This window comes from Proteus vulgaris (genome assembly GCF_016647575.1).
Lineage (GTDB): Bacteria > Pseudomonadota > Gammaproteobacteria > Enterobacterales > Enterobacteriaceae > Proteus > Proteus mirabilis_B.
In genome coordinates, this window is the sequence record NZ_CP032663.1 from 2,648,282 (window position 1) to 2,660,424 (window position 12,143).

General features: G+C 37.8%; 11 protein-coding genes. 3 read left to right on the plus strand and 8 right to left on the minus strand.

Features of this window, described 5'->3' with window-relative positions; translation table 11 throughout:
* Positions 1–45: 45 nt before the first annotated feature.
* From D7029_RS12365 to hexA, 3 genes are all read right to left on the minus strand, one after another.
* Complete coding sequence (locus D7029_RS12365) at positions 46–720, minus strand: NuoB/complex I 20 kDa subunit family protein (RefSeq protein ID WP_004243697.1); 675 nt, start codon at positions 718–720, stop codon at positions 46–48.
* Between the two features lie 17 nt (positions 721–737).
* Positions 738–1,190, minus strand: a complete 453-nt coding sequence (locus D7029_RS12370; RefSeq protein WP_036912633.1) for an NADH-quinone oxidoreductase subunit A — start codon at positions 1,188–1,190, stop codon at positions 738–740.
* An 800-nt stretch (positions 1,191–1,990) separates the two neighbouring features.
* Entirely contained in the window at positions 1,991–2,908 is a 918-nt protein-coding gene (gene hexA / locus D7029_RS12375) for a transcriptional regulator HexA (protein WP_075670634.1), read from the minus strand.
* A gap of 861 nt (positions 2,909–3,769) precedes the next feature.
* On the opposite strand from hexA, the gene D7029_RS12380 reads away from it, so the two are divergent.
* Both D7029_RS12380 and yfbR read left to right on the plus strand, forming a co-directional pair.
* Positions 3,770–4,984 carry a pyridoxal phosphate-dependent aminotransferase gene (locus tag D7029_RS12380; RefSeq protein ID WP_194950822.1) on the plus strand — a complete coding sequence of 405 codons (1,215 nt, stop codon included), beginning with the start codon at positions 3,770–3,772 and terminating at the stop codon, positions 4,982–4,984.
* A gap of 136 nt (positions 4,985–5,120) precedes the next feature.
* Positions 5,121–5,702, plus strand: a complete 582-nt coding sequence (gene yfbR, locus D7029_RS12385) for a 5'-deoxynucleotidase (RefSeq protein WP_194950823.1) — start codon at positions 5,121–5,123, stop codon at positions 5,700–5,702.
* Positions 5,703–5,779: 77 nt separating this feature from the next.
* Here yfbR and D7029_RS12390 read toward each other — a convergent pair whose 3' ends face one another.
* The 5 genes from D7029_RS12390 to yfbV form a co-directional block, all read right to left on the minus strand.
* Entirely contained in the window at positions 5,780–6,568 is a 789-nt protein-coding gene (locus D7029_RS12390) for a hypothetical protein (protein ID WP_194950824.1), read from the minus strand.
* 180 nt (positions 6,569–6,748) lie between these two features.
* Positions 6,749–8,578 (minus strand): SLC13 family permease, encoded by a 1,830-nt coding sequence (locus tag D7029_RS12395; RefSeq protein ID WP_194950825.1) that lies wholly within the window; start codon positions 8,576–8,578, stop codon positions 6,749–6,751.
* 109 nt (positions 8,579–8,687) lie between these two features.
* Positions 8,688–9,350: a sugar phosphatase gene (locus tag D7029_RS12400; RefSeq protein ID WP_075670624.1), complete on the minus strand. Its 663-nt coding sequence runs from the start codon at positions 9,348–9,350 to the stop codon at positions 8,688–8,690.
* Between the two features lie 40 nt (positions 9,351–9,390).
* Positions 9,391–9,885, minus strand: a complete 495-nt coding sequence (locus D7029_RS12405) for a YfbU family protein (protein WP_088495118.1) — start codon at positions 9,883–9,885, stop codon at positions 9,391–9,393.
* A gap of 139 nt (positions 9,886–10,024) precedes the next feature.
* Positions 10,025–10,480, minus strand: a complete 456-nt coding sequence (yfbV, locus tag D7029_RS12410; RefSeq protein WP_069367978.1) for a terminus macrodomain insulation protein YfbV — start codon at positions 10,478–10,480, stop codon at positions 10,025–10,027.
* A gap of 392 nt (positions 10,481–10,872) precedes the next feature.
* Here yfbV and ackA point away from each other — a divergent pair, with 392 nt between their 5' ends.
* A complete protein-coding gene (ackA, locus tag D7029_RS12415) occupies positions 10,873–12,075 on the plus strand; it encodes an acetate kinase (protein ID WP_023581716.1) in 1,203 nt (400 codons plus the stop codon).
* Positions 12,076–12,143 lie beyond the last annotated feature (68 nt).

Below are 12,143 nucleotides of genomic sequence, written 5' to 3' on the forward strand. Positions count from 1 at the left end.
TATGATCGCAACACATTGCTCTGGTTACGTCTTAGGCAAAAGCCTTTAAATTTCGTCAGGAGTACGCAGATTTTTCACTGCGATACGTTCACCGTGTTTTCTTTCTCGTTCTGATTGCATATTGGCACGGTAAACGCCTTGGTCGCCGACAACCCATGATAATGGGCGACGTTCTTTACCAATGGACTCTTGTAATAACATTAGTGCTTGCATGTAAGCTTCAGGGCGTGGTGGGCATCCAGGAATATACACATCAACTGGAATGAACTTATCAACACCTTGCACTACTGAGTAGATGTCGTACATACCACCAGAGTTTGCACATGCCCCCATAGAGATAACCCATTTAGGCTCTAGCATCTGGTCGTATAAACGTTGAATAACGGGTGCCATTTTAGTAAAGCAAGTACCCGCAACCACCATAAAGTCAGCTTGACGAGGTGATGCACGTAATACTTCTGAACCAAAACGAGCCACGTCATGCACAGCCGTAAATGACGTCACCATTTCAACGTAACAACAGGAAAGACCAAAGTTATATGGCCATAAAGAGTTTTTCCGTCCCCAGTTCACAACGTCATGCAACGCATGTTCCAGTTTTCCCATATACACGCTGCGATGAACGTGAGCATCTAATGGGTCACTGACAATTTCCTGTGATTGCAGGGGATAACGGTCATTCTCACCGTTCGGATCTATGCGGGTGAGCGTATAATCCATTTCTAATGCCTCGCTTATTACTGCTGCGGATGTTTGCCGCTGGTTAATCGAACATGGCTTTTACTCGCAGTTTCACGGCGAGAGCGAACAGGCGTCCAATCTAATGCGCCTATGCGAACCAAATAGAATAATCCAGCTAATAAAATAGCGATGAAGACTGACGCTTCAATAAAGCCTAACCAGCCAACTTCACGAACGGAAACAGCCCAGGCATAAAGAAACAGTGCTTCAACATCGAAAATAACGAAAAACATGGCAACTAAATAGAATTTAGCTGACATGCGCAGACGAGCGCTGCCAACAGAATCAAGACCAGATTCATAAGGAACATGCTTTGCCCTTGCCTGTGCGCGTCCGCCTAAATAGCGGGCACCCAACAACATGAGCGAACATAACCCCAATGCGCCTATGAGGAAGACAGCAAATGCCCAATGATGGGCGATAACTTCAGTGGTTGTAGACATACTCATTGCTTACTCATCAAAGGTGGTGTCAATTAACCAACTCTTATCCGGCGGTTTACACCACATTTCTAATTACGAAAAAAAAGGCGAATTAAACAGACTTGCTAATTAAAGAAATAATAACAGTCTATTTATACCTTTCTTCTTTTTTAGAAAACTTTGCGACAAATCACTCAGTTTTCTATCGCGATTTAACAAATTTAACACTCATTTTTAACACCCAATTACTGGCTAATGCTAAAACGTGTCAGTCAACCGACAAACTTTATGCTAACACGCTTAGTCTAACCGATAATTCGATTTTACTACACCAGTATCTCAGGAAAAACCTGACTCAACACAGGCAAATGTGCCTTATTTTCTTGATCAAACTCACAAAATAGTCGAAAAAATACTTAATCAGTTTAAAATTTATCCAAATTTTAACAAATTAACTTTCTAATATTGTGGAGGAGGTCAAATATCCGCTTAGATTTACTTTTTTATTCTCTTAAAACCTAGACAATCTTTTTATTTGTTAACAAATCCTACAAGTGATTAACCAAGGGGGAAGGTAAACATTTTTTTAACAAGCAGTTAAGGTAGTTATGGAATGAAATGTCACAAAGATAAATACATAAAACAACATAATTATTAACATAGTGTTACTATTTCAAAAAAAGGCAATAAAAAAACGGAAATAAATGCACTTCATTGCATCTATTCCCGTTTATCATTATTCATCACTATCCAGTTTTATTTGACTCTTTTTTAATCTTTAATTTTTGTGTTTTAACGCTAAAAAATTCACACAATTATTAATGTGATTATTCAAGTTCAGTAGAGCTAATATCTTCAGGTGCAGTGACGGTATAAGGTGTTTTCTTGTTTTCAATCGCATTGAATACTGTTAACACCGCTTCATTTTGTTCATCTGAATTACGATATAACCAATATTGTGTTTCAGGTAAACGAGGTAATCCTTCGCTTTCGCCTAAAATACGTAAATCAGCATTCTGCATTTCAAGTGGACGTGCAGTGATACCCACTTCTGCATTAACCGCGGCACGAACAGCAGATAAAGAAGCTGCTTCATAAGCAATACGCCATTGAATTCCTGCGTCATCTAACGTGTTTATCGCTAATTGACGGAATGGGTTCGTTTCATCCATTACAACTAAAGGGATCGGCTCATTCATTTGTAATTGGAAATCTGGCGCACAATGCCATAGCACTGGTGCAGTACGTAACGCTGTACGTGGGTGATGACCAATACGAGCTGTTGTTAATGCTAAATCAATTTCATGATTATCTAGCATTGTCTCAATATATTGAGAACGCTTAATACGTACATCAACCGCTAAACGTGGATACACTGATGCGATACGATTTAATAAAAACGGTAATAAAGTATCAACAGAGTCATCAGAAGCACCAATACGTAGCTCCCCTTCTGCATCGCTATACGTTAATGATGCCGTTGCATCATCATTCGCACGCAGAATTTGACGCGCATAACCTAAAAGTTGTAGACCATGCTCTGTTAAAAGTTTATTACGACCATGACGGGCGAACAGCTCTCTACCCACCAATTGCTCTAAACGTTGCATCTGCTGACTCACAGCAGATTGGGTTCGACATACAGCAGCAGCGGCTGCTGCAAAAGTGTTCAAATCTGCTACAGCTACAAACGTTCTAAGCAGATCGAGGTCGAGATTCATTATCGGACGATTTGCATTAATCATTGTTTATTCTTCACTTATTTTTGATTTTTAAATTACATATACCTGGTGTTTTATATCAAAAGTCTAAAAAAGACTTCCGATTCAGACAGTACTCTACTCTGAAAAGGAGAGCAAAGACATACCGAATACTTTACATTTGTTTCTTATCGTTTACACCTCCTAGATGGAAAGGAATTGCATCTTTTTGTAACAAATTAAATTTTATTATCATTTCAAGCATTCACAAGAAAGAACTGTATACCGTCATCACAAGTTAGACTTAGATCATACTATATTGCTTTCTCATTCATAAATTTTAACATTTTGAAAATAATTTAAATTATCTTAACTATGCATTCGAGTTTAAGTATCTTCCCCTATAAACTAAATTTAAGATTTAAATTTAATTTATACTTAAACTAATTGATTGCTATAGAATAAAGTAGATTTAACCATATTATTTGAAAATTTAATATATTAAGTCAGATAATACAAATCCGATAAAATTATTCAATAATTGATTATGCAACATTCCGTCTACCTCTCTATCACATCAACTTGTTTCTAATCACCACACTAAAAAGCTCCTTTTCAATAGAATAATAATCCAGATTATTCACCAAAACTGAAACATAAATCCACCATAAGCAATACAATCAGTCATCAAAATAACATTCTAAGAATAAACTGACCTTTTACACCAAAAATAACCTAGCATCTTCAAAAGTTTGTAACGTAAGAGTAGAGTGATAGAACAGTTATTTGCTGGGACAGCCTTTTCATTTGTATCTTTCTATATGAATAGCAATCGGCGATAAATGTCGCTAAGTCGCCACAATCACAATAAAAGATACGAGTCAGACCCTATTAGGTAAACGCGCTATGAATCAGATTAAAAAATCAAACAAACTCGAACATGTCTGTTACGACATTAGAGGTCCGGTTTTGCAAGAAGCAAAACGTCTGGAAGAAGAAGGTAACAAAGTTTTAAAACTCAATATTGGTAACCCGGCACCTTTTGGCTTTGAAGCGCCTGATGAAATTTTAGTAGATGTGATCCGCAATCTACCAAGCTCTCAGGGTTATAGTGACTCCAAAGGACTGTTTTCTGCGCGTAAAGCTATCATGCAGCATTATCAAGCCCGTGATATGCGTGATATCACTGTTGAAGACATTTATATTGGTAATGGTGTTTCTGAGTTAATCGTACAAGCGATGCAAGCTTTATTAAACAATGGCGATGAAATGCTTGTACCTGCGCCTGATTACCCATTGTGGACAGCAGCCGTTTCTCTTTCAGGAGGAAATGCGGTTCATTATATGTGTGATGAGCAACAAGGTTGGTTTCCTGATTTAGATGATATCCGCAGTAAAATCACAAAAAATACCCGCGGTATTGTTATTATCAACCCAAATAACCCAACAGGTGCGGTATATAGCAAAGACATTCTGATGGAAATCGTTGAAATTGCACGTCAACATGACCTGATTATCTTCGCTGACGAAATCTACGATAAAATTTTGTATGACGATGCTCAACATCATTCTATCGCTGCAATGGCGCCCGATTTATTAACCGTAACATTTAATGGTTTATCAAAAACCTATCGTGTTGCTGGTTTCCGTCAAGGTTGGATGGTATTAAACGGCCCTAAAAAACACGCTAAAAGCTATATTGAAGGCTTGAATATGTTAGCGTCTATGCGTTTATGCGCTAACGTTCCTATGCAACATGCCATTCAAACTGCATTAGGTGGCTATCAAAGTATTAGTGAATTTATTCTGCCGGGTGGTCGCTTATATGAGCAACGCAATCGTGCTTGGGAACTGATTAATCAAATTCCGGGTGTTTCTTGTGTTAAACCTATGGGTGCATTGTATATGTTCCCTAAAATAGACCTTAATCGTTACAGTATTAAAGACGATCAGAAAATGATCCTCGATTTATTACTGCAAGAAAAAGTATTACTGGTACAAGGTACTGCCTTTAACTGGCCATACCCAGACCATTTCCGTATTGTGACTCTTCCGCGTGAAGATGACTTAGATATGGCAATTCAAAAATTCGGTCGCTTTATTGTCGGTTATCATCAATAAGATTACCTGCATCTAAAATAAAACGCAGTATAACAAGCAGTTATATTGCGTTTTTTTATTTTCTTTTCTATTAACGTTTACATCCATCTATTATCCACTCACAATAATGTCTTCAATCACGCAATTGGGAGATATTATGAGTTACTTTTTTGCCCACCTTTCTCGCTTAAAACTCATTACTCGTTGGCCTTTAATGCGTAATATTCGCCAAGAAAATGTTTCTGAGCACAGTTTACAAGTCGCTTTTGTCGCCCATGCCCTAGCGGTGATTAAGAATCGTAAATTTAATGGTAACGTCAATGCTGAGCGTATTGCATTACAAGCGATGTATCATGATGCCAGTGAAGTGATCACCGGTGATATGCCAACACCGATTAAGTACCATAATCCACAAATTGCTCATGAATATAAAAAAATAGAAAAATATGCCCAGCAAAAATTAATAGAAATGTTACCAAAAGAATTACAAGACGATTTTCGCCCTCTTATTGATGAGCAGTTACATAGTGAGGAAGAAACCTTTATTGTCAAACAAGCCGATAGTTTATGTGCTTACTTAAAATGCCTTGAAGAGCTTGCCGCAGGTAATAGTGAATTTAATTTAGCCAAAAATCGCTTAGAAAAAACATTAGCAGAAAGACATAGCCTTGAGATGGACTATTTTATAAAGGTGTTTGTACCGGGATTTAGTTTATCGCTGGATGAGATTAGTGAGTAAGCAATATTATTCTATATAAGATGAGAGTATACCAATTGACTCTCATCTTACATAAAAAGCTGAAATAATTTTACACTCTAAGAAATATCTTTATTTACTATAGAATTATGTAAGTTACTTAAGCCATAAAAGATAATCTTAGCATCATTGTCTTGCTGATTTCGCAGTATATTTATTTTTTTTGACATTCCAAATATATCTTTAAATCTTTCAAACCTGTTCATTTTTTTTATTTCAGAATCATTACGTGCTAAATATTTTTTTAATTCTCTTTCTTTTTCTTCAGTTGATATTTTTTTATCATCAATAAGATTTTTAATAGGAGAAAAATTACTACTATTTAAATCATATCTTTTACTCAATTTGTTATATGCACCATCTTTTCTATATAAAGAATTATCTTCACTCTTTTGACTACCTTTTCCTATATTATCTAACTCACCTTTCATTTGGCTATTTATCGCTTCACTATCTTTTTTTTCATTTGATAAAACAGCCATTTTCTCATCATTTATTTTTGGAATTTCAACCTTTATTGCTCTGTTAATATTCTGTAATTTACTCTGTCCACTAGCAGCTAGTTTATCTGAGTTAGGTGCTAAAAAACTGGCGATAAATTTTTCTGAAAACTCAATATTATCATTTTTAAAGTTTGATATATTGGTAATACTACTCTCCAAATTTTTATTACCTAATTTCATCATATAGATTTTAATATTTGGTTTTACTATTATCGGTAGTGATATAAAAATATTTTTATTATCTATATTTGAAATATTACCCTTAAGAGTACTTTTATTACTTCCACCTTCATTCATATTAATTTTAGCATTAATTACAGATGATATATTTGATTCTATTTTCATTTTAAACATTCCTAAATTATCTATTGGATATAGATTACTCCTTTATACGTTTCAATATGTCAAAAAACACACATACATAGATATAAATAATACATCAAATAAAAAACCACCAACCAATAAATAAAAAACGCTGTTTATTAATTAACAAACAGCGTTTCAGCAAAACAAAAGTATTAATAATTAGAATGGGAATAATAATGGGATCAAGAATACGCTAATAAACATCACAATAATGGTAAATGGCACCCCAATCTTAATAAAGTCTGCAAACTTATAACCACCTGGTTCAAGGATAAGTGTATTAACAGGAGATGAAACTGGCGTCATAAATGCGGCTGAAGCCGCCACACCAATCACCATTGCAAATGGTAATGGTGATACATGCATTTGGTTTGCGGCCGCAATAGCAATTGGTGCCATTAATACAGCGGTTGCCGTATTTGAGATAAACAACCCAATTGATGCACAAAGTATAAATAAACATACCAACATCACTTGAGGACCTGCACTACCCGCAACATCCATTAAGCCATTTACAATAAGTTCGATACCGCCTGTTTTTTGCAATGCAGCAGCAAAAGGCATCATACCCACAATTAAAATAATACTTGGCCAATGAATAGAGCGATAAGCACTTTCCATATCAATACAGCGGAATTTACCCATTAATAAGCAAGCAATAAGTGCCGCAATAAAGTTAGGGACTTCATTCGTCACCATTAATGCCACCATTAATGCTAACGAAAATAATGCATGAGGTGCTTGAGATGAAGCAGGAGCAACCGTTTCAATTTCGGCAGCTAAATTTAACACGATAAAATTACGTGGTTTAGTGGATAAAACGCGAATAAGTTTCCAATCACCAATCACCAATAACACATCACCAAGACGTAATGGCTCATCGACAATTTTCCCCGGTAAGGCGTTTCCTTCACGACGAATAGCAACGACGTTTAAGCCATAACGAGTACGAAATTTAATTTCTCTTAATGATTTGCCTAACAATTCTGAATCAGGATTCATTGATACTTCAGCAAGCCCTACGTCACGAGATTGTTCAGAAAAATATTCACCTCGTAGCACCATTGGCTCTAGCATCTGTTCACGGCAAAACTCACGTAAATCGACATCACTGGCTGACATATCAACTAATAAAACATCACGCTCTCTTAATTCAGTGCCACCGGTTGCGCTAACCATAACACGCCGAAACCGCCTCCAGCGTTCAATACCGACAACGTTTGCACCATAACGAGAACGTAAGTGTAATTCATCAAGTGAATGGCCTACTAGCGGAGAACCTTTACGAATTGCTAAACGGCGAGCACGTCCTGCTAATTGATAATCACGAATAAGATCACGGAAAGTACGGCGATAAGCTTCTTTTTGCTTACCATTATCGTTGTTTCCTAGCCACCGACGTACCACCAGCATATATAAAATGCCTGCGAATAAGACGGCAATACCAATAGGGGTAATGGAGAAAAATTGAAAACTTGGTAACCCTTCTCTAACTAATTCACTGTTAACAACCATATTAGGCGGTGTTGCCACTAAGGTCATTAATCCACTGATAAGGCCCGCAAAACCTAGCGGCATCATTAAACGACCTGGTGATGTTTTCATCCGAGCAGCAACGCTCAGCACAACAGGGATAAAGATAGCTACCACGCCCGTTGAGCTCATGAAAGCCCCCAAGCTTGCAACACATATCATTAATAGCACAAGCATTTTAACTTCACTGCTACCCGCAACACGTACAAGCCAGTCACCCATTTGATAAGCCACACCTGTTCTCACTAACCCTTCGCCAATAACAAAAAGAGCAGCAATAAGTAATACGTTTGGATCGCTAAATCCTACCGTGGCTTCATTTAATGAAAGTGTACCGCTAAGAACGAATGCGATGATGACAAGTAAAGCGACCACATCCATGCGGATTTTGTTGGTCGTAAAAAGGACAATAGCTATCAATAGCAGGCTTAAAACCCATAATAATTCGCTATTCAAAATGGCCTCGATCAGCAATAAGTGAAAACAGTTTAAGACATCAATTCACTACATTGATAAGTAGACCATTTTTACAACAATAAGTCTTCTAATATGATCAAAGAAAAGACTATCTTTTGTGCGTTATTATCACTTTTTCAGCTTGCTTCTCGATTTGAATATCGTTTAAAGAATCAATAATTAAATGAATCTCATTACGGCGAGGGAGAGAAAGAGGAGCGTGAACAGCAACCACTTGGCATCCTGCATCTAAACCAGAGTAAATACCCGCAGCTGCATCTTCAAAAACCACACAATCTTGTGGTAATAAACCCAATTTCTTGGCACCTAAAAGATAAGGCTCAGGATTAGGTTTACCTCTACTAATACATTCCGCTGTAACCCAATGTTTAGGTTCAGGAATACCCGTGACAGATTGGCGCGTTGAGGCAATAGGAACAGTGCCTGATGTAACAATTGCCCAAGGAATATTTAAGTCATTAAGGCGGTTAATCAGTTCAATGGCACCCGGAAGTGGTGCTAATCCTTCGGTTTGTGTTGATTCTAATTTTTCTAACCAACGAAAAGTTTCAGTTATCTCTTGTTCGGTTGCATTAGGCATAAAATGGCGAATCGACTCAATAGCAGGCTTTCCGTGGATGTAGTCATTAATCTCTTGTGTTGATACACCTACGCGCTCACCAAATAACGCCCAACAATGTTCAACAACAGGTAATGAATCAACTAATGTTCCATCAAGATCAAACAGAAAGCCTTTACATGTGATCGCCATAATTTATGCCTACCTTTACTTTACAGTGGTGCGCTAATGATTACGCATTAAGTATTTGCTGAATTTCAACGGCGCTAAGGTGATATTGGCGAGGGCACGCTAACCAAACGTTAAGCATTCTTTGGTATTTCTCCCACATTGGTGTTTGAGAGTTAAAACCATGACTACCACTATCGAAATGCGTGTAACGCCCTTCTGTATTCACCATAAAACGCACATAGCTAAGATAGCGGGATTCTGTCGCTGCATCAAAGCCTATAAATGCGACACGGCGAGCATCAGGCATTTCTTGCTCTTTTAAGTTATCACGAGAAACTTGCAATGCATGGTACATTTCCATGACGTTAATAATGGTACGGCAGGTCTCTTCTGACATTTCATCGAAGTCACGGTCAAGTTCACGTAATTGTAATCCATACCCGCGTTCAATAATTGTCTGATAGCGACGATAACGTTCAGCGTTATCAGGATCCATCATAGTCATCATTTTATATTGATTAGAGAGGATCAAGCGTTGTGCGTGTGTCATTTCCATCATTAATTCTCCAAAGAAATCATTGAGGAGAGAATGACATTAATCAAAAGTATTGAGTAGTGTTAACTACGCGTTTTTTGATCTCAACGGGGTAATTCAGATGACAATCATGACAAACGAAGAAGGTAGAACAAATGTTCTACACATCATCAAGAAAAGAGCGATCAAGTTGCTTAAAAGCACGTTTTAATAAATGAGCTAAAGAAAGGTAAGTGGGTGTTTGCTCAACAGGAGCTAAAGCGATGCCTGCTTCTTCAAATTTCTCACGAATTTCATAAAACCAGCGTAATAACGTAGCAGGGAGTGGCGTTGCTGCACGTTTCCCCAACCACCATAATCCTTGCATTGGCAAGCTACAAGCAAAAAGCGCGGTCGTAATTGCAGGTCCCAAATTACCGCCTAATGCGATTTGCCATGTCATTGTAAAAATGGCGATAGGTGGCATATAGCGAATACCAAAGCGTGTGGCTTTGACAATCCGATTTTCAGGGAAAACAGGTGCTAACTGCTTTTCAACCGGCCAGGTTTTTAAATACTCGTTACCCAAACGAAGCTTCTTAAAAAAGCCGGGGGGAGTCACTGTCGGTTCGCTCATAATGACCTCAATCAATTTCTTCTGTAACTTTTAAAAAATATCTATAAAGAATAAAAATCTTTTAGTAGAATTAAGTATATTTTGTCTTTGTTGCCTTTACTCTGTATCCTGTGCCCATTCTAAAGGTTTGTGGCAATAAAGCGCTATATTTTGTTTGCCGGCGTGATTTTCAACCCTTTTCGCCGATTTTAACGCGAAAAGCTAATGGGTGAATAAAAATCGTCCAATTAATGATTGGCAACTATAATTAGCATCAAGTTTTTTACTTTAAGCATGATGCGCGTCATTAATGTCATCATAGGAATGCGATAGGCTTTTATGATTGACGTTTTATTAACCACCGTCTTTATAATATAAAAGACACTACGACAACAAGATAAATAGGTAATTCCATGTCAAGTAAGCTGGTGCTGGTACTGAACTGCGGTAGTTCTTCTCTTAAATTTGCAATTATCAACCCAGAAAATGGTGAAGAATTCCTGTCAGGTTTAGCTGAATGCTTCAACCTTCCTGAAGCCCGCCTGAAGTGGAAAATGGATGGCCAAAAACACGAAGCTGCGTTAGGCGCAGGTGCTGCTCATAGCGAAGCATTAAACTTCATCGTAAATACTATTCTGGCTCAAAAACCAGAACTTTCTGCACAAATCGCGTCTATCGGTCACCGTATTGTTCATGGTGGCGAGAAATTCACTAAATCTGTCGTGATCACTGACGAAGTTATCAAAGGTATTGAAGCAGCTATCCCATTTGCACCATTGCATAACCCAGCTCACCTTATTGGTATTGAAGAAGCGCGTAAAGCATTCCCTCATTTAATTGAAAAAATGGTTGCTGTTTTTGACACCGCTTTCCATCAAACAATGCCAGAAGAAGCTTATTTGTATGCTCTGCCATACAGCTTATATAAAGATCACAGCATCCGTCGTTACGGTGCTCACGGAACTAGCCATTTCTACGTTTCTCGTGAAGCCGCTAAAATGTTAAACAAACCTGTTGATGAACTGAACGTAATCACTTGCCACTTAGGTAATGGTGGTTCTGTTTCTGCTGTTGTTAACGGTAAATGTGTTGATACTTCTATGGGTCTGACTCCATTAGAAGGTTTAGTAATGGGTACTCGTAGTGGTGATATCGATCCTGCTATCGTGTTCCATTTACACGACACTTTAGGTATGAGCGTTGAAGACATCAACAAACTGCTGACTAAAGAATCTGGTCTGTTAGGTTTAACAGAAGTCACTAGTGACTGCCGTTATGTTGAAGATAACTACGACACTAAAGCAGATGCTAAACGCGCAATGGATGTTTACTGCCATCGTTTAGCAAAATACATCGGTTCTTACTGTGCACTGATGGAAGGTCGTTTAGATGCTATTATCTTTACTGGTGGTATCGGTGAAAACGCAGCAATGGTACGTGAATTATCTCTGAAAAAACTGGCTCTGTTAGGTTTTGAAGTGGATCATCAACGTAACTTAGATGCACGTTTCGGTAAATCAGGCACTATCACTACCGATAACAGCCGTCTTGCTGTTGTTATCCCAACTAACGAAGAGTTAGTTATCGCTCAGGACGCAAGTCGCCTGACCGCTTAAGTTCTTTGATGTACTGCCAGTGTCATACTGGCAGTACTGTTTTACATAACGAGCAACCGATATTTAAA

What these genes read in the sequence shown, in the direction of transcription:
- D7029_RS12365 (WP_004243697.1), bottom strand. Translation starts at nt 720, where the DNA reads ATGGATTATACGCTCACCCGCATAGATCCGAACGGTGAGAATGACCGT.
- D7029_RS12370 (WP_036912633.1), bottom strand. Translation starts at nt 1,190, where the DNA reads ATGAGTATGTCTACAACCACTGAAGTTATCGCCCATCATTGGGCATTT.
- hexA (WP_075670634.1), bottom strand. Translation starts at nt 2,908, where the DNA reads ATGATTAATGCAAATCGTCCGATAATGAATCTCGACCTCGATCTGCTT.
- D7029_RS12380 (WP_194950822.1), top strand. Translation starts at nt 3,770, where the DNA reads ATGAATCAGATTAAAAAATCAAACAAACTCGAACATGTCTGTTACGAC.
- yfbR (WP_194950823.1), top strand. Translation starts at nt 5,121, where the DNA reads ATGAGTTACTTTTTTGCCCACCTTTCTCGCTTAAAACTCATTACTCGT.
- D7029_RS12390 (WP_194950824.1), bottom strand. Translation starts at nt 6,568, where the DNA reads ATGAAAATAGAATCAAATATATCATCTGTAATTAATGCTAAAATTAAT.
- D7029_RS12400 (WP_075670624.1), bottom strand. Translation starts at nt 9,350, where the DNA reads ATGGCGATCACATGTAAAGGCTTTCTGTTTGATCTTGATGGAACATTA.
- D7029_RS12405 (WP_088495118.1), bottom strand. Translation starts at nt 9,885, where the DNA reads ATGGAAATGACACACGCACAACGCTTGATCCTCTCTAATCAATATAAA.
- yfbV (WP_069367978.1), bottom strand. Translation starts at nt 10,480, where the DNA reads ATGAGCGAACCGACAGTGACTCCCCCCGGCTTTTTTAAGAAGCTTCGT.
- ackA (WP_023581716.1), top strand. Translation starts at nt 10,873, where the DNA reads ATGTCAAGTAAGCTGGTGCTGGTACTGAACTGCGGTAGTTCTTCTCTT.